13 protein-coding genes and 2 pseudogenes are annotated in these 18,512 nt (G+C 40.9%); 1 reads left to right on the plus strand and 14 read right to left on the minus strand.

Annotation, left to right across the window (positions count from 1 at the left end):
• On the plus strand, positions 1 to 167 hold a 167-nt coding region (locus L888_RS13630), incomplete at its 5' end, for an ATP-binding protein (RefSeq protein ID WP_044249167.1).
• Here L888_RS13630 and L888_RS14935 read toward each other — a convergent pair.
• The 14 genes and pseudogenes from L888_RS14935 to L888_RS13645 all read right to left on the minus strand — a co-directional run.
• Positions 145 to 735, minus strand: coding sequence for a hypothetical protein (locus tag L888_RS14935; protein ID WP_245594869.1), 591 nt, complete (start codon positions 733 to 735; stop codon positions 145 to 147). The genes L888_RS13630 and L888_RS14935 overlap by 23 nt on opposite strands.
• A gap of 54 nt (positions 736 to 789) precedes the next feature.
• Positions 790 to 1,122 (minus strand): annotated as a pseudogene (locus tag L888_RS13640) (IS5/IS1182 family transposase); the annotation flags it as partial.
• Between the two features lie 230 nt (positions 1,123 to 1,352).
• Positions 1,353 to 1,541, minus strand: coding sequence for a hypothetical protein (locus L888_RS0110565; RefSeq protein WP_027952873.1), 189 nt, complete (start codon positions 1,539 to 1,541; stop codon positions 1,353 to 1,355).
• 326 nt (positions 1,542 to 1,867) lie between these two features.
• The gene (locus L888_RS0110570; protein WP_005846675.1) at positions 1,868 to 3,307 is read right to left on the minus strand and encodes a leucine-rich repeat domain-containing protein; all 1,440 of its coding nucleotides are present in this window, start codon (positions 3,305 to 3,307) and stop codon (positions 1,868 to 1,870) included.
• 97 nt (positions 3,308 to 3,404) lie between these two features.
• The gene (locus tag L888_RS0110575) at positions 3,405 to 4,316 is read right to left on the minus strand and encodes a hypothetical protein (RefSeq protein ID WP_005846676.1); all 912 of its coding nucleotides are present in this window, start codon (positions 4,314 to 4,316) and stop codon (positions 3,405 to 3,407) included.
• 10 nt (positions 4,317 to 4,326) lie between these two features.
• Positions 4,327 to 5,430: a fibronectin type III domain-containing protein gene (locus tag L888_RS0110580; RefSeq protein WP_005846677.1), complete on the minus strand. Its 1,104-nt coding sequence runs from the start codon at positions 5,428 to 5,430 to the stop codon at positions 4,327 to 4,329.
• A gap of 42 nt (positions 5,431 to 5,472) precedes the next feature.
• Positions 5,473 to 6,648, minus strand: a complete 1,176-nt coding sequence (locus L888_RS0110585; protein ID WP_005846678.1) for a DUF4856 domain-containing protein — start codon at positions 6,646 to 6,648, stop codon at positions 5,473 to 5,475.
• Between the two features lie 18 nt (positions 6,649 to 6,666).
• The gene (locus L888_RS0110590) at positions 6,667 to 7,299 is read right to left on the minus strand and encodes a hypothetical protein (RefSeq protein ID WP_005846679.1); all 633 of its coding nucleotides are present in this window, start codon (positions 7,297 to 7,299) and stop codon (positions 6,667 to 6,669) included.
• A gap of 26 nt (positions 7,300 to 7,325) precedes the next feature.
• Positions 7,326 to 8,351 carry a DUF4302 domain-containing protein gene (locus L888_RS0110595; protein ID WP_005846681.1) on the minus strand — a complete coding sequence of 342 codons (1,026 nt, stop codon included), beginning with the start codon at positions 8,349 to 8,351 and terminating at the stop codon, positions 7,326 to 7,328.
• A 1-nt stretch (position 8,352) separates the two neighbouring features.
• Positions 8,353 to 9,306: a putative zinc-binding metallopeptidase gene (locus tag L888_RS0110600; RefSeq protein ID WP_027952874.1), complete on the minus strand. Its 954-nt coding sequence runs from the start codon at positions 9,304 to 9,306 to the stop codon at positions 8,353 to 8,355.
• A gap of 29 nt (positions 9,307 to 9,335) precedes the next feature.
• Positions 9,336 to 10,865, minus strand: coding sequence for a RagB/SusD family nutrient uptake outer membrane protein (locus L888_RS0110605; RefSeq protein ID WP_015310398.1), 1,530 nt, complete (start codon positions 10,863 to 10,865; stop codon positions 9,336 to 9,338).
• 1 nt (position 10,866) lies between these two features.
• Positions 10,867 to 14,256 (minus strand): SusC/RagA family TonB-linked outer membrane protein, encoded by a 3,390-nt coding sequence (locus tag L888_RS0110610; protein ID WP_027952875.1) that lies wholly within the window; start codon positions 14,254 to 14,256, stop codon positions 10,867 to 10,869.
• Between the two features lie 34 nt (positions 14,257 to 14,290).
• Positions 14,291 to 16,543, minus strand: coding sequence for a TonB-dependent receptor family protein (locus L888_RS0110615; RefSeq protein WP_027952876.1), 2,253 nt, complete (start codon positions 16,541 to 16,543; stop codon positions 14,291 to 14,293).
• Positions 16,544 to 17,359: 816 nt separating this feature from the next.
• A pseudogene (locus L888_RS13645) lies at positions 17,360 to 18,135 on the minus strand (nucleotidyl transferase AbiEii/AbiGii toxin family protein); the annotation flags it as partial.
• Between the last annotated feature and the right edge of the window lie 377 nt (positions 18,136 to 18,512).

The following is an 18,512-nucleotide window of genomic DNA, read 5'->3' on the forward strand; positions in this document are numbered from 1 at the left end:
CCATCATCATAACCTCACAGTACCCTGCGTCCAACTGGTATGACATGGTGGGGGACCCGACAATAGCAGATGCCATTCTTGACCGTATCATTCATACGGCGCATACCATAGAATTATATGGCGAAAGCATGCGTAAGTTAAGGGCTAAGAAAAGCCAGAGTATCTAAAAGGGTAAAATAAAATTGACCCCTGCACCAGAACTTTACAAGGGGCAATCATGTTGTGGCCAACAGGAGCAAATTCTACTTGGCCAAAAGGGTCAAAGTAGAGTGGCTTTTCCATCTGCTTATGCCAAGATAACCACAGAGTAAACTGACAGGATGGTTTACCAGAGCCTGTCTTTCTTCTCCCTGCGACAAGGTCTTGATTACTTGGCATCGGAGTTTTTCGTATGCGGATGTTGTATTTCTTCTCGGCAAGGTCGATCATCGTCTTGTTGGCCAAACCATAAAGTTTTTCAACGGCCAGTTCTTTCTCAAGACGTTTGATTTCTTTTGCATGAGCCTTGCGCTCGCGTAATAGCTGCGCTTGAAGTTCTTCGAGCGTACCGGGGATATCTTCTTTTTTCATAAGATCTGCGAGTGACGAGACGTCGGGTGAGCCATATTCTGTATAAATACGATGGAAAGTGCTTAAAGGGATGCCAAGACGAGAAGAGAACTCTTGCAAGGTTAAGCCACTTGTTACATACTGATGTAATAACAGTATTTTCTCTGATTCATTGTAATGAGACATAAATTTTTACTCCTTTGTGATTGAGAAGGTGTCAACTTATTCAGTACACTACATACTGTGATCCGGAGAGACGGCTTCCATACTCAGCCCTAAAAATCGAGAAAACGTCACCGAGTCGTTGACACGCTCTTCCAAGGCACAGTCACTCAATCCATACCATGTCTGTAAAAGAAGCATTTTGAAAAGCAGGATAACATCATAGGCCGGAGCTCCTGCCGCATTTTGCCGCTTAGTGTACTTCTTGTTGATCAGCGTGCGAATAGGACGCCAATCGATAAGCCTGTCGACTTGATTCAAAAATACATTCTGAGCTTTCCTGCATCTCTTCTCTAACATGACGTCTGCAAATGAGACTTCGTCGTTGGTTGATTTTCCTTGTCTTGCCATAATTTTGTGTCATCTTATAGTGCTAATATACAAAATAAAACGCTAATATACAATAGGATAAGTGGTAAAATAGACCGCTTTATTGTGCAAAGGTCTCTTAAATGATTATATTGCCACTCTGTATCCAATCAAATCCATTTGCTTCGAGTATTTGCCTTATCTCATAGTATAGGCGTTGTTGGATGGCTCACCGTACAGCTCTTTAAGGCCTGCTATGACCATATCGAAACTTAATGTGAACATATCCATGCGGGGTTAAAGAGTTCCTCACGTCCAAAGAATATCACTCCGTTATCTGTCTTTGCTGATACAACGACACCAACGAACGGATTATCTTTGATATCAATAACTTTTCCATCCACCCAGTCGTCCTTCATAGTGAGATCAGGCGAAATGTGTACTAAATCTCTAATTTTCATTTTATTGACACTTTTAACATTTATAGTGCAAATATAAATAATTCCAAGTTTTTATGCCAATTATTTCCAATAAAATTACTTTAATCTGCCTACGCAGGGGCAACCAGCAAGTGCGAATTCTTCAAACACGTTTTGTAATTTTGCACTTGCTGATTGACTCTACGAAAAACACGAAAACACATCTCTTTTCAGTTGGTTTGCCAGAGCATAAGCTCTTTCGTCACAACCATATACGTAAAAGAATTTTTGATCCATTCGTATTTTTCGTTGTAAAAATATCATTCTTAATTGAAAGAACAGTGAGTGGCAGAGTTCGGGTTCTAATTTTATTTTACCATACGCTTGACAACACGTCCATCAGAAGACTGAATAATGTGAAGTCCTTTGTCATGTTTGCTTATCTTTCTACCACACACGTCGAAGTGTACTTTATCTATGTTCAACTCATAGACAGACTGCTTCGCAATTCCAGAGGTTGTGATGTCAAGGATTTCGTACATTTTACCTAACGCCACTTTTTTTGTGGTAAAAGCATCTTTAAATTTGTCAATCAAGTCTTTTTCTACATAGACTTTGAGTTTTACGGTCTTAGGCGTAAATACGTACTGGCCGAACTCAGGTATGGCTGAACCAGTAAACTGCACGACAGAAAGTTTCTTGTTGTTTTTGAATGCATAATTTCCTATTCCACCAATTGCCCCTTTGAAGTCAACAGTTTGCAACTCGGCACAGTCGCTGAATGTCGACTCTCCAATGGAAAGATTAGAGGCAAGTGAAGTAAGTTGCTCAATCCCAGCATGCTCAAAAGCATATTTGCCCACGTTGGTGAGTCCTTCCGGAAGACTGATATTCTTCAGGTTTTGGGCATAAGCAAAGGCATACTCGTCTATTTCTGCAACACTTCCAGGTATCTCAAACGAAGTTGCACTGCTGCCTGCAGGATACAGTTGTATTGATATTTTATCGGCATCGTAAAGCACTCCATTGCTGGCATAATAATAGTCGTTATCTTCTGCCACCGTGTACGCCGTAACAGCAGTATTGTAGAAAGCTTTGTCCTCTATATCTAACAATGATTGAGGAAATTCGGAAAGGGTAGCAAGCGAGGTGCAATTCTCGAAAGCTTGTGCGCCAATTTTCTCCAACTGTGATGGAAAAGTCACCGAAGTAAGTGATTTGCATCCAGCAAAGGCACACTTACTTATTTCCTTGAGCGAGTTGGGAAGCGCTATTGAGGCTAATCTGCTACAATCTTTAAAGGCATTCTCCCTCATCGTAGCGACGCTTTGCGGAATGATGCATTCCGTAAGCGAAGTGCAACCGCTAAAAGCGTGTTGTTCTATACTCTTTGTATTTGTAGGCAATTTTAGTGTTATAAGTGCCTGGCATTGGTAGAACATGTAGGCACTCACCTCGTCATCATAGGCAGATGAGTAGTATTTGGTAGACATACCTCTCTTTACCTGATAATAATTGCCACCGTTGGCAACAATTTTAGCCATAGAGAGGTCAAGTGTGGAAAGTTTCCCCTCTGTAGGTTTCCCCTCTATGTCCCGCCCAGCCATCTCGCGAAGGCACAAGATATCGGCACCATTAATACTACCCGATACGGTAAGATCTGTAATGGAGAACTTTTCGGACGGGGTGATTTGTTTTGAAAGTTCACCGGGCTTTTCAACTTTTATTACTTTCTGCGCATGAGACGCACTAAACACCAGTAACAACGCCAAGGTTGTTATGCTTTTTCTAATTGTTGAGATTTGCATGTTGTATTGTAATATTTGATTAATAATTTGAATACGTCTTTCTATTGCCAACAGTTATATAGGATAGATGGCAAACATAGATAGAAAATTAGATATATTATTTTTTCTCGTAAGGTATTACAAATTTAAATCCACGCCCGGCAAGTACAACATGGTTCGCCCTGACCTCCTGGACGTATAATTTGTATTTGCCCTCTTTTAGAGAGCTGAACTCGTCTGGATAGCGAAAACCGAGCTCAACATCAACATAGGAGCCTTGCTGAGGATTTATGATAGCAGGCGTAATCTTGATGGTTTTCTTGGAGGCTGTTGGGTTGGCCTCATTAAATATCCATACACCCACACCTTTGCGATGTACCACCAACGTGTTGCGCATCAAAGCGCTTAAACTTCTCGACGTGGTGCTGTATACTCCCGACTCATCAGACTCGCCCTTGCATCGCACTTCTACTTTAATCGTTTTGGTTTGGTGATCCTGCCCTGTGATGTGGAGATAAGCGTCGCCCTCGCAATAGGTATCTATTTCTATGATGTTGGTCTTGGCGTTCCACTTAACCTTCTTCAGAACACGCATAGGGTCTTCCACACTCATTTGTGCCATGCCGCCTCCACCATTGACGCTTACTGATCGGCTCTCATCCCGAGGGAACAATCGTATGACATCCTCGGTAGAGGTAATGTTGGGCACTATAACATTTATATCCAACTTGCGACACTCATCTCCCGACCAAACAGAGGCATACGTTTCACCCTCTAAAATACCAGTAACACGTAATGTATCCTCGTTGATGCTGACGGTAGCCAACTTTGAGTTGTTGACATTGCACTTGTATTTACCTGTCCCACCCTTTAAGATTAACATGCGGGTCGTGTGCGTAAACACATCAATAGATGATAAGTTGTTATCCCCTATCAATATTTTAGACGGTTCTAAATCCGACTCATTGTGGCATGCGGTTAACGACATGCCAAGTATTATCACTGATAGCCAAATATATATATGCTTCATGTTGATTAGCTTATTTCACATTTAAGTTATATTCCAAGGTCCAAGCCTTGCCATCACTCTCAATGATGTCCACAACCAATATATGTTTACCCGTTTTGTTGAAAACCAATTTGTATCCGTCGACAGGGACGAAGGCAATGCCGTCAAGCGTATATTTAATTTGAGCGTTGACATCATACAAATCGTTGAAAAACAGCTCTATGCTTCGTGGGCAATCACCATAGTTCTTGATTTGATAGATGTAGGGAATGCGATTTTCATCCTCCCTGCTTGTCATCATTAATTCTGTGGTAATGTTTTTTTTTACCACTTTCGACTTCTTTCCGTTAGGCATAATCGTCTGCACGCCTATTTCGTAGGTAGTGTTAGGCTGCAGTTTTTGCAAGATATAGTCGGTGGCGCTTATTGTAGACACCTGTCTTCCATTGAGTAAAATATTGTATTTGATGCCACTGCCTTGCACAGGATGCCACGATATAAAAATTTCGCGTTGTTGTGCAGAAACCTTTACCTCGTAAGGCATCGGTACATCCTCGGTAACAGTACTACTTTTTATTTTCTTAAAAACTACATCGTCAATCAATAGATAGTTATTGGCATCGGTATTTTCTTCTTTCATTTCAAAACAAAATCCCGCGCAATCCACTCCTTGCGGAGCGACAAAATCAATAGTTTTTTGTTTCCATTCAGTAGGGGAGGCATCTGTGATCATATCCCTTGATGTTTTCTTTGCAGTCGTTTTAACTTTGCGCTTTTCTTTGCACCATATCACGGTGGAAACACAATTGGCACGCTGTAACGTACCTTTATACCAATAGGTAAGGCGATAAGTTGCTCCGCCCTCAATGTTCATATAATAATAGTTGTTTTCTCGGTCAATTATAGAAAGCGTATGCGGGATTGCTACCAACTTGACAGCGTGGCTGCCACCATGCGCTTGATTTGATTTTTCAATACTACCCACTGAAAAATACCAACACACAGGTTTCTCATAGATACCGGCGGTGCGCCACTCTTCAAACCCACCGTTCAATATCAAGTTGGGATGTGTTTGAGCTGTTACGTCTAACGTACAACATAGGAACGCCAACAATAATAGTTTATATAAATTCATAGTTTTACTTTTTTCTTATAAGAGTTATCGCATATATGCTTATCATTTTATGCGCTGCTTGATTTGCGCTACAGTATAGGCAATGGATCCAGGGATAGTGGAATCGCCTTCCAGACGCTGCTTATCCCACAATCCAGAGTTTTGGGTAAGTGCATCTAAAAGCGTTTGTATCTCATCAAAGGTATATAATGGTTTCCCTTCTGTATTCACGGCAAACTGCAACGAGAACACGGCACCATATGCACGTGACAGGAATACCAGGGCATTGCTTATGTCCTCGTGTAAATTCGCATTTGTCACTTCGCCTGACAATAACTGTATGGCATGCACGGCGACCACCTTAGACAGTTCTTGCCTAATGGTATGAAGACATGTTCTCATCTCGTCAAACCTATACTCGGTCATGGCCAATCGTCCAGCTGCAAAAGCGTTGTAAAGTTTAATACGACTTCCCTTTAACGCACTGTGCTCATTTTTTTGCACAATGAGCAACCAGTATTGGTAATAACCATAAGCTAAGTCCCAATGATGTTCCAGTTCTGTGTAATTATGTCCGTTTACCAGATTAGAAGCTGCTTGATCTTTCAAAAGCTGTTGGTCGTTGTATAACTCAGGGTTAAGGTGTACATTCAGGATTTTATCCAAATAAATGCTTCCCCTAATCATCTCATAGTACACTTCCGCCACGGCTACACCTTTGGCATTAACAAACGCTAAGTTTTCATCGCCAATATTATAGCCTAAGTATCCTCCTTTGCCCATTTGTGCCTTGGTGTTGCGTATATCAGCAGGGCGAGGGTAGCCATAACCACTTAATGCTCTCGATTCATCGAATAATTGTTGAAAAGTAGCGAGAATGCGCTCCCTGTCAACACTGTGAACTGTAGATTTAGCTATTTCATCAAATGGTGCTTTTCCATACACCCCTTGCTTAAAATATTCGTTCATCCGCTCTTGCTGTACGACACTTGATATACGAGCTTCTTTCATAAACGAGTGATATACAATATCAGCAGGCTCTTTTAATAGCTCACACTCTAATGTATTAACACTGCTTTCATCATTCCTGACAAACTTATATTCCGGGTCAGGCCATGTAGGCATGATGTACGATGACTCAATGGTTTCGTCTTGCCATGTTGTGCATGATGTTATGGAGGAACACAGTGCCAACCACAGCATGAACATACAAAAAAAAATGTTAGGTTTATTTTTCATAGTTTTATCCCTTTATCTTTATGGCAATATGATATATCCACAAAATGGATTTTTAATTAAATTGATACCCTCTTCATTTTGAAATTGCTCTACATGTAAAGGACGCACAATGGTAAGTCCATCATTGGATACTGCCGAAATAGTGGCGCGCACTGATGAGTTGCTTGGACCTCCGCCCTTTACTTGCAAAAACATGGGGAAACCTGACATGGCTTGAAAAGTAATTTTTTGCTCCTCTCCATTTTTAAGCAATTTTACCTCGCTATCATCAAAACCATAACCTTTTGTGAAAATGGTTTTCAACGTCTTGTCAGCATCAATGTATCTAATAGTATAAGTCGAGGAAAGTTCACCATCAGGCACCAAGCTGCCTTGTAATTCCTTTTCAAAAAAAGAACAGATCAGGGTTACCGTATAAGTACGCTTCTCACCGCTAATCTCAACTCCCGGGTAGATGTAGCTATGCTCATTCATATCGATGCTTGCTAATTGCAAGGCTTGATCATCGTACGATATCTTTGGTTTTTCTATTCCCTTAAATGGAAATAATTTGTCGTAATCTTCATCGGCATCGTCGTTTACGGCAGGTGAACATGCTGAGAATAATATCATGGCAAAGACAAAGAGTATTATATATAATTTCATTTTCATACCGTTCGTTGTTATCTGTTTATATTTTATTCATTGGTAGGAATATCTTGAATAACCGCTTTTAAGCCTGTTATTTTTCCTTCCGGGTGCAAATGCTTACTTACTAACCTAATGCTTTTCCATTCCGGATTATACACTTCTACCAATTCGGCTTCGAAATGGTTGCCAACACGTTGAAAGTCGGCAAACACCTGTTTGTTGTTTAACCGCAACCCTGCTCTAAAAGTAATACCCTTAGACGTGCCACAATACCCAGAACCCAACACGGAAAATTCTTTAGGTGGATAGTCTGGGATAGGATTAGGTTTCGTCACCTCCATAAATAGATAATATCTTTGTTTCTCAGTGGTGGCCACGCGTCCACCGTTTCTGCCGAGATAGTAATCGCTCTGAAAGTAAACACGGCCACCTCTGTGTATATATAACTGTGGATTTTTCATTCGCTCAAACACTCGTCTGTTATCGTATGCTTGTTTTACTGCATCGGCAAACTCATGCACATCTTGCAAGGGCTTCATCAGAATATATTCGCATGCTGGCTTAAGGTATGAGGCTGTTTTGAATACCAGTAACCCATCTTCATCACGTCCTTGGTATAACCAGTCGCATGCGCCTCCATAACTATCATTAACCAGCTTGTGTATATAGTTTGTGGTAAGAAAAGTAAGTTGGGTGCAACTATTTGCCCCTATTTTGTATTCGCCCATTATGGAAGTAGTAACACTTTTGGGGTCAAAGTCGGCACGCATCTCTACTTTCCCATGTTGTAAAAAACGCATGGTAAAACAAACACCTCCATAACCATATCTATCGGTACCGTATTGGTATTCAGCTTTTATTTTATCACTGATATTAGAAAACAGCAAAGAGTCTGTTTTAGGGAAATACATAACCAACCATCCTGCTTTGTTGTTAACCAGCTCAGTGTTCAACGCCTCAATGGCTCGCCTCTTGCGCTGGGTAGGTGTGTTCACAAATTCTCTTTCTTCATCATGGCAGCTGTAGAAAACGCAACCAAGTATAGTGAGGAGTATGTATGAAAGATACTTCATCTTATTTTGTATTTAGATATTTATTCAAGGTCCTGACACTCTTAAGTTGCAATGTGAGCAATTTAACGTGCCAGTTATTCCAAGCATACTGCTCGACAAACATTTTTTTTGCCATAAAATCATGATAGGCACGATCGGCCTCTTGTTCATAGCGTTTATTCACCTCGGGGTCAGAGTCTTCGTCTGGCGTACGTGCTTCATCTTCTGCTTGTTTAAGTCTTGCAGGTGTAGATGTCAAGATAACGCTTAACATCTCTGCCATGTCGTCCTCAGGATTTAGCATGGAAAGATAGGTGTAAAATCCACGTTTGTTGGCATATCCCACTAACCCAATATCGTTGTTCGCACCATTTATCTCGGAGAGAAGCTGAGTGTCGGTGATATATTTTCCTTCACTGATGGTAGCAAATTTAGCCCTATTGTATGGCATCTGCTCTAACACTCGTTTCATCATCTGGTGATATACGCTACGAACAAGTCTATGAACTTTCTGCTTGTCATTTGCATCAAAATCATTAACATGGTATATACTCATCTCTACCGGCTGTGACGCAATGTTGTACATGCGCTCAACACCATTCTTGTCTGGGTTTCCACTACCATATAAAGTAATGCGTACTGGCAAACAGTAGTTAAGCAGGCAGCCTTTGCCTTCTATTTGAATACTCCTAAAGGTATCAAAGCACAAAGAGCTAATAGCGTTAAGAACTTGTTTTATGTTTGTAGTGTCAGGAGGATACACATAGACTCCTTTCTGACTATTATTTTTTTGCCACTGATATACCACCTCTGGCCCATACACCTTGGTAAAATGCTGTTCTATCCATTGTGCCGTTTGCGTTTGAGTGGCATTGCTGTCCACAACACTGTCATCTGATAGCGTGTCATGTTGGCAAGACGTTGCCAGTAATGCCCATAGGCCTATATATGCTAAGAAATATTTCTGTATATTCATTTTGTTGCGTTATAAATTACCTACCATGTTTATCTAATGGGTTCTTTGCGTTCACGGGGATTAGGAGCCAGTCCTCTGTTTTGTGCCTCTATGGGGATTTGCAAGACTTTTCGTGGGTCGTCTTTCTCTAAGGGGAAATAATATTTAGACTTTGTGTTACGCTTCACGCTCAAATGAAACCTTCTAATGTCTAACCAGCGTAGCCCCTCAGCAAAAAACTCTTTTTGCCTGAAATCGGCAAATAACTTTACCAATGCAAGCTGTTTTAATGTCATGCCATAGAAGGGGGTGTATACATCATAATTATTCTCACTTGTACGCATATAAATATCCCTTTCAACAGTAGGCATAAAGCCAAACTTACCCTGCATATATTGCAGGTAATCATTAATGGCTTTATCATACTGTTTTAGCATAGCATAGGCTTCCATTCGATTAAGCAAAGCTTCGTCTGCAGTAAACAACACATTGCTCACGTAAATTCCCCGAGGTCTTAATCCAATGCTTTCAGTGGTAGACAGCTCATCAAACTTGGCGATATACTTACCATTTACTATAGGTGATGGTGAATAAACAAAAGGATATGTGCCGTCAAAGGTCATTTTAGAGAAATCGCCTCCCCCTTCGATACCTCTTTTGTTGAATATTTCGTCAACAGTTTGTTTGGTAGCTCCATAACGATCAGTGGACATTTGTCTCGCCCACCGAGACTCGGTGGTACAAATCAATAAGTTGGCGGGCTCGTCGGGAGATGTGTAGAGTGTAAACAAACGCTGACGTTTAAACTCAAATTGCCGTGAATATCCAATCCAATGCCTTAACGTGGTTTTGGGGTCAGCGCCTAACACATAATTAGCATATTCTACTACTTTTTTCCATTCACCTTTCATTAGATAAAAACGAGAGGCGAACGTGTAAGCCGCTTTTTTGTTGAAGTGATATTTAGGTTGCTTATAATATCTGTCAGTGACTAAGGTGACACCACGCTTCAAGTCGCTCTCAATGCTATCATATACTTCGTTGACAGTACCTCTGTTATAATTTGTCAGCGCATGTTTCTCGGGTTTGGTAACATAAGGTATACCAGGAGATTGCTCTGCATTGCCATAAGGCTCTGCCCAGATATTGACCAGCATGAAGTGAAGGTAAGCCCTGAGCAAAAATGCCTCGCCATATAAAGCCTTGACACGTTCAGTCTTCGGATATTTTTTGAGCAGCTCCAAAGCCTTGTTGGCCTGCGCAATCCCTTTATAACAACTATTCCAATAATTTAAGGGTGTGTCAATGTCTTCTTGGGTATCATCTTCCCAATAAAACATTTCTTCGTTCAGTTGTGTATGTGTGCCATTTGCTCTGATGTCTACATTATCAGTACGAGGCTCTAAAAAAGGAATGTAGCTTGCCTCTGGATAAGCTCCTGCAAGTAATTGGGCAATTCCTTCTTCATTGTCTATGTTTACATCAATGTCCGAATCGGGAATTTTGTCCAAAAAATCGTTACAGCCACATAGAGCTAAAGTGGCAAAGATCAAGACATATTTATATAGATAGTATTTCATTTTAAAAGCCCACATTTAAAGTAAAAGTATATTGTCGAGGCGTAGGCAGTGAAACGCCTCCAGTTTGATAATATTCGGGATCTTGTCCATGTAGTTTAGAATCGGCATAAATCAATAGTGGATTTGTAACATTTAAGCGAATACTTCCACTTTTTAGGCCTACCGCTTTCATCCAACTTGGTTTCAAATAATAGGATAGAGCAATATTTTTTAGTCTGACAAAGCTACCGTCGGCCACACGCAATTGCGAGTAGTTGTAGGTGTTGTATGCTTTTTCTATATTTTCCATTCCTATCACGTCTATTATCTCCTTCGAAGGCAGTGTAGGCACATCAGTATGATATTCATCGCCGGGATTAAGCCAACGATTGAGATAATTTTTGGAAAATACATTCAAATCAGCAAACTGTGTATCAAATGTTGGATTTAGTCTAATCTTGTTGCCTGCCTGCATTGTTATGAAGCAAGAAAATTCCCAGTTGCGCCATTTCACGGTATTTGCCAGTCCGCCCATTATATTAGGCTCAATAGGACCGTGATACAATAAATAAGTTTTAGTGTATTGTGTATCATTGAAGTCTGCTCCTACTATATCTTTCAACTCGTTTTTTGGTAATGGATAGCGTCCAAAATTAAAGTTTGGTAGCCCATTTTTGTCCAATCGTTGGAAGTTAAACGAGAACAGCGAGCCTTTAGGATAACCAACTACGTTGCCACGACCTCTACCTGCCACCATGTCAAATGCGTTTGGTGAATTGAGCATGCGGGTTATTTGTTGATGAATGGCACTGAATGTAAGATCTGTTGTCCATTTCCATGCATTGGTATTCACGTTGATGGTATGCAATCCGAATTCAATACCACGAGCAACCATGTCACCAAAGTTGGCATATTTATAATATTGCCCACCAACTCCAGATGTTCGTACCAAGTCTATCAAATCGAATGTATTGCGCTGGTATACATCTACTGTGGTCGAAATGCGATTTTTCAGGAACGCCACCTCTGCACCAATATTCAGTTCGTACATTTTTTCCCAGGTAAGATCTCTGTTTTCCAACGAAAGCAAATTTAATTTATTTTCTCTGTCATTTAGATTTAACCTATGGACTATACCACCTCTATAGATAGCCGATGCATTAGCTGCCGCTTCGTTCATTTTGGCTGTTAATCCATAACTTATACGAAATGCCAATTTTGAAATGACATCATTGCCTTGCATAAAATTCTCCTTATCCACGTTCCATTTGGCTCCAACATTCCATGTTGGTAACCATAAAGTAGTTGCCCCCCTTCCTGCTGCGTTAGAGCCTTCAATATTCACCACTGTATTAAAAATGTACTTGCCCTGATAGCCATAGGTGGCATTGCCTGAGAATGTTATGCCTCGCTCGTCTCTATTACGCAATGCAAAATAAGGGGTGTTTTCTTGAAACATTTTCTCAAAAATACCAGGTGCGCTTTGCACCTCATTACCGCGTTGATAACTAATGCCATATCCCTGAAAAGAATTCGTAGTTTGCTGCAGAGTCCTTATTTCACCAAAAGCAAATCCTTTCAGGTCATGTGACCCTTTTTGCTTGTCGTAATCAACAGCTATGCGTGCCAGCATACTTTGCATGTTAGCATTGTTTAGGAAAAGTACGCCACCTTGTTGTATGCCAGGTTTAGGCAGGAGTTCTGGATGATAGATGTCTTTTACAAGGTATATATTTTGTTTTGCCACCCATGGTGTTTCACAAGCACGGTAAGCTCCTATCATGTTGGATTTTTCACCTATTTCATGTCGTCTACTTGTATGTGCTCTTCTGTATGAAAACATTGCTTTAAGGTTAAGAGCATCAGTAAACTTATAGGTCGCTTCGGTTTGCAACTTAAAGTCGACCACCTGTATTTTTAATTGATTGTTATCATACTCGTTCAATATGTTAAAAGGAGCCCAGTTGTTACGATAATATTCGCGTTGCCCATACTCATCATAGGGACGAAGCGTTCGGCTTGTTCCTAAAGCGTATGCAAACGGGTTGATGTCAAAATCACGTTCAAATGCTCCCGATATGGTGTTTTTTTTCTGTGGCAAGGTGCCTGGCGCATTTTGCATGCGCATATTGGCTTGTAACGATAACTTGGCAGTAAGGCGGTTGGTTATGTAAAAGGTGTTCTTAATGTTGGTTGTCAGTCGCTGCACCTGATCAGCGATAGTCCAACCAGCATCGTGATAATAGCCTATTGAGGCATAAGATGCTACATTTTTTCCACCTACCGACAAACTTACAGTATGGTTTGTCATCAGGTTGTTTGTAAACAAAAGCCTAAACCAATCCGTATTGGCATATTCTCTTTGTCGTAAGAAGTCTTGTCGAGCTTCATAAGTGTTTGGCAGTATCCAGTTATGAGATTTCTCATCATAAGTGGTGAGCTGTTTGTACATTTGATGATAAACCCCGCCTCTACGTCCATATAATGATGTAGCTGGATCAAAATATCCTTTTTCTTGCATTTCCTGATACAGAGCCATCGTCTCTTGAGAGTTTAGCAAATCGAAGTGACTGTAATCTGGACGTGGGCGCCATGTATTTTCTGTTGTATAATTAATTTGCAATGGCATTTCTCTTTTACCACTTTTTGTCGTAATTACAATAACGCCATTGGCAGCCCGCGCACCGTATACTGATGTGGCTGAGGCATCTTTTAGTACTTGAATATCTTGTATGTCAGCAGGATTAAGCCCTGCTACTGCCGAACTAATGAGCGTAACAGCATCGCCAGACGCCAAGGCTTCGGGAGAAACATGTACCATGTCCTCGTAAACTGCACCATCTATTACCCACAATGGCTGAACATTTCCCATGATGGAAGCACCTCCGCGAATATTGATGCGTGGTGCAGCGCCAAATGTTCCGGATATGTTTTGAATGGACAATCCAGGCACGCGACCCTCCAACATGCGCGAGACATCGCCAATACCTTCGAGTTTGATGTCAGTCATCTTCACTGCTGTGGCAGCACCCGTGTAAACACGGTTTCTTATGTTTTGGTATCCTGTTACGACAACTTCGTCAATCATGCTGCTATTACTCTGCAACACTATTTTTAAAGATGTTGCCTTAATACTTCCCCTATAGTCATGCATGCCTATAAACGAGACAGTAATGGTTTGCCCCTCTGCACCCTTGATCTTAAAATTCCCATCTATGTCCGTAACCGTCTTTTGCTTGTTTTCTACAATACCAACAACCGCCCCTACGATGGGTTCACCTTGTGTATCTGTAACAGAGCCTGTTACCCACCCATTTTCTTGTGCCATGAGCCTTGATAATGAGCATAGCATGACAAATAGGCATAGTATTCTTTTTATAGTTATGGATTGTATATATACAGATTTTCTCATTTTTATATTATATTATTAGTGGTGTGCCATTTTATCAAAGTTTCCACTGTATGCCCCCATAAATACCAAAAGGTAAGCCTGCCCTGACACCAGATGGGTGCCGTGAAACCATATACACTTTGTTGGTAAGGTTGACAATGTTCATAGTAAGGTCTACACTTTTCATTACATGTATCTTGGCGGTAGCGTCTATAATAAAGTTGGCTGGAATTTTTTCACGTTGAGCTATCTTGCCCTGTCCCGGGACCGTACGCATGTCGCCATTGTATCGCATGTTAAAGTTTACGTCAGCCCATTTGCTTTCCATGCCTATCTGACCGTTAAGTGCATGACGAAAGATATAAGGGATTTCATCGCCGTACAAAACATGTCCCCACGATGCACTTGTAAACGAGTTTTTCATCTTTGTATCTGTAAAGGTATAAGATAGTTGCATGGGGAGTTGGATTTTCCAATGGGTAGGTAATGGCTGGCATTGTAAAAGCAGTTCTACTCCTCGTACCAATGCCCGTCCTACGTTAAACTGGTCTAAGGTGCCTAATCCGCCTTGTGCGGCAAGGTCGCTGCCCAACATGTTAGAATAGTTGTTGTTGAAACCTATCAGTTCTCCTTTGAACCATTGATTAGCATAGCGCAAACCAGCCTCTATATTGATACTGCTCTCGGCTCTTTGTCCAAGGGAAGCACTGGGTGGTGCAAAACCTTTATGTATTCCTGAGAATAATGACAGCTGGGGCATTAACTTACAGTTGATCCCTATTCCTGACATAATTGCTCTTGCGCTATTTGGTACTTCTATACGCACCATACCCGTACGTCGCCAATCGGCTTTAGTATAATCGCGATTTAAAAGCTTTACATCTTCATAACGAATTCCTGCGGTAAAGGTAAACATACCTTTTGCCCATTTTGCCAAAGTATAAGCCGATAAGGCATGCGCTGTGGTAATGCGGTTAGCTTGACTGCCTGGAAGCCCTCTTAAAAAAAGCTCCATGCGACCATTATTCATAGAGTATCCATCGTCTTGCTGGTAGCGATCCTCACTGTCGGCATGGTAACGCATGCCAATCTCTGCAGTGAAGTATCCACCGTATAGCATTGTTTTATATTCCCCTTTTATCTGAATACCACGCGAATGGTACTTACGGTGGTTAGCACGCAGCATTAGTGCCTCTCCTATATAGTTAGCCTTACCTGCAACAATATCGAAGTACGATTGGTTGGTAATAGGGTCGGCAAGTACATCGCCTATCGAACGACGTTCAGTCTTGGTGTAGCCAGTACGCACCTCGTTAAGCTTGTACCAGTTTCTGAAAAAATAATTGTAATAGGCTTGCGTGGTTATATTCCATGAGCGAACACCTTTCATGATGTATGTGGCAGAAAACTGGGAGTGGCGTGTCACCAAATTATCTTTTTGTGCTCCCGCATATCTAAAATATGGTTTAAAGGCAAAGTCCTGATCAGTAAGCCCAAGATATGTTTCGTCGGAAGTTTCGTTAGCAAATCCATACTTTAGTTCTAATCTGTGATTTATGCCATCTTCTTTGTTTGTGCGCACCATCCACTTAGCTATTACGTCATTGCGCTTAAATCCTGTACGCTCGTCAGGGTCATCATGTCTGAAACCGCGAGCCTGATAGCGCAAATATTCTATGAGAAAGCCCGTATGCTTAAAGCTTTTACCTATGGCCGTTTGTAGTTTTAGACTACCAAAACTACCTGCCGACATGCTGCACTTTATTAATCTGTCCTGCGGGATGGGGGTTGACACTAGGTTAATGGCACCTCCTGTTGTAAATGGTCCATATTGTACCTGACTGCTACCTTTTAATACTTCTATGGCATACATACGTGCCGCATTAGGAAAGTAATAGGCTGCAGGGGCTGCGTATGGTGCAGGAGCAGCCAATATACCATCTTCCATTAGCGTGATACGTTCACTACGCTCGGCTTGTGTTCCTCGTAAACTGATGTTGGGACGCAATCCAAAACCATCTTCTTCATAAATATTTACTCCAGGTACGCTTTTCAGCATACGATTTATATCGGTATAATCAAACTTGGCCAATTCTTTGGGTGAAAGGTAATAAGCCGAACCAGTACGGTTACGTGCTTCAAACTGGCTGCCTAACATCTGGTTGGCTCTTACTACTACTTCATTGATTTGATGTAAAGAGTCGGTCATGGCATTAGACGTTTTAGGTGTGCCTACGACTTTTTGGGCATACCCAATCCATGGAGTCAGTGTGACAAGCAGAGACAGCATTTTTATTTTAACATACATGTGGGGACAAATCTATTCTTTTATTGTACTAATTTTTCCTCTTCAAATACCTGTATATAAATGATATGTGAGATTTATTTCTTATAATGGGTATTTTCGGATGCAAAGTTACAATGTTCAAAAACATCACACAATACCTATTATTGGGTATTTTATGTATATAAAGCTGCTATCTTCCTCTCTTTGGAAGATCTTGGATTTCTGATAATATTCTTGCACTTGGTTTTGACTTTCAGAAATATTTTATCACATCTAACTTACTCGTATTCCTTGAAATATAGAAAACTCAATTTTTCTACGAAAGAATCAACTACCAAATCTAAATCTGCAATTTTAGGAAATTTATAAACAAGCAAGTGTATATATTCACTTGCGAAACTTCAGTTTTTTATTTTATCTTTCTTCTTATAATAGTTGGATTTTTTACCCATAAGTCAACTATTAGTTTACCTGTAAGAAAAAAACAACCAATTAACTGTATTTATGGAAAAGCCACTCTACTTTGACCCTTTTGGCCAAACAGGATTGCTCACCTTGGCCATAATATGATTGACCCTTTTGGCCAAAAGGGTCAAAGTAGAGTGGCTTTTCCATGCACCACCGGAGGAGGAAAAAGAGGAAATGGAAGAAATGAAGCAAGGAGAGGTTTTATCCGACCACAATCATTCATCCGGAGTCAAGAACGAGAGCTATCCTGCCCAAGACAAGGAAGAAGACCACCGTTCACAAAACTTCAGACCCAAATGGAGACACTAAACACATGTCGAGGGGCTAAATAAAAGTCAGACATTCAATATGGATGTCTGACTTTTATCACTATACCTGTAAATAACCTTTTAGCTTATCTATTCCCTCTTTGTGCTTATCGGGAGCCTGTTTCTTGAGTTTGCCTATATTCAGCAATTTCCATTGTACGGATGGATATTGGCTTAAATCCCCTGCGCAACATTTCTCCCACTGTGGTGTTCCATCCTCAAAGGAAACGAGGAATTCCTTATCTGTATTTGTAAGGCTGTCATTTACCTTTTTAATGATGGATTCGCGAGCCTGCTCATAGTCTGTATAGGTAAATGGAATATCTGACATTCCCTTGAATTGGTTTTCAAGTGCCTCCTCTTGGTTTATGCTATTAGGAGACAGAGATTCTACGATAGGCTTGCGCTTCCCAATAAGCATAAGATAAGCCCGTCTTTTACATCTTCAAGTATTTGGTCTTTCATGTATTTGCAGTCAAACATGTCACGTGGGTGCTGGCGGCTGAGGGCAGCTGTAATCTTCCCTCCATACAATTGAGGATAAGGAACTATGCGTGCCTTACAGTTGGCTTGAAACTCTTCCTTCGCTTTCGGACAGAGTTCCATGATTTCAACCTCTCCAAGTATGCCCCGTTTAGTACCATTTACCTCTATTTTCACCGTGGCGCCATCATACGTGCATTGCAATTTCCATACTTTGGATTTATGTATCACATGTATTCCGGAAATGGCACGTTCTATACTTGTTTTCAGCTCTCCGAGATGTTGGTTTATCTTTTCCAAACTCGCCGTGCGTGACTCTATCGGAATATAGGTAAGGTCAATATCAACCGAAAAGTTATCATTAGTTCTGATAAACTATCTTATCCAAAGTAAAATGTTATCCAAAGTAAGCACTACGATATAATAAAACTCTCTGTTTTTCAGTTTTACTTTTGATAATGTTGTTTTGATAAAAATTATTGCTATATTAAGGGCTGTGTTTATCACCCTAATTAATAATAGCAATAATTATGTATAACAAATCAAAGGACATCAGGCAATTGGTCGCCGAGACAGTTCTGTTTCTCCAAGACCAAAAGTATTCGTCTGCGTGTATTGAGACACATCGCAGACGGTGGCGAGACGGCATTATTCCGTATATGGATAGCCGTGGTATCACACAGTACTCATCCGTAATAGGCGAAGAGTACCTTTCTTTGGCGACACGGGAT

This window comes from Hallella seregens ATCC 51272 (genome assembly GCF_000518545.1).
In the GTDB taxonomy this organism is placed as follows: Bacteria; Bacteroidota; Bacteroidia; order Bacteroidales; family Bacteroidaceae; genus Prevotella; species Prevotella seregens.

Bases quoted from the DNA above. Each gene is read 5' to 3' on its own strand.
- L888_RS14935 (WP_245594869.1), bottom strand. From the start codon at position 735: ATGTCTCATTACAATGAATCAGAGAAAATACTGTTATTACATCAGTAT.
- L888_RS0110565 (WP_027952873.1), bottom strand. From the start codon at position 1,541: ATGAAAATTAGAGATTTAGTACACATTTCGCCTGATCTCACTATGAAG.
- L888_RS0110570 (WP_005846675.1), bottom strand. From the start codon at position 3,307: ATGCAAATCTCAACAATTAGAAAAAGCATAACAACCTTGGCGTTGTTA.
- L888_RS0110575 (WP_005846676.1), bottom strand. From the start codon at position 4,316: ATGAAGCATATATATATTTGGCTATCAGTGATAATACTTGGCATGTCG.
- L888_RS0110580 (WP_005846677.1), bottom strand. From the start codon at position 5,430: ATGAATTTATATAAACTATTATTGTTGGCGTTCCTATGTTGTACGTTA.
- L888_RS0110585 (WP_005846678.1), bottom strand. From the start codon at position 6,648: ATGAAAAATAAACCTAACATTTTTTTTTGTATGTTCATGCTGTGGTTG.
- L888_RS0110590 (WP_005846679.1), bottom strand. From the start codon at position 7,299: ATGAAAATGAAATTATATATAATACTCTTTGTCTTTGCCATGATATTA.
- L888_RS0110595 (WP_005846681.1), bottom strand. From the start codon at position 8,351: ATGAAGTATCTTTCATACATACTCCTCACTATACTTGGTTGCGTTTTC.
- L888_RS0110600 (WP_027952874.1), bottom strand. From the start codon at position 9,306: ATGAATATACAGAAATATTTCTTAGCATATATAGGCCTATGGGCATTA.
- L888_RS0110605 (WP_015310398.1), bottom strand. From the start codon at position 10,865: ATGAAATACTATCTATATAAATATGTCTTGATCTTTGCCACTTTAGCT.
- L888_RS0110610 (WP_027952875.1), bottom strand. From the start codon at position 14,256: ATGAGAAAATCTGTATATATACAATCCATAACTATAAAAAGAATACTA.
- L888_RS0110615 (WP_027952876.1), bottom strand. From the start codon at position 16,543: ATGTATGTTAAAATAAAAATGCTGTCTCTGCTTGTCACACTGACTCCA.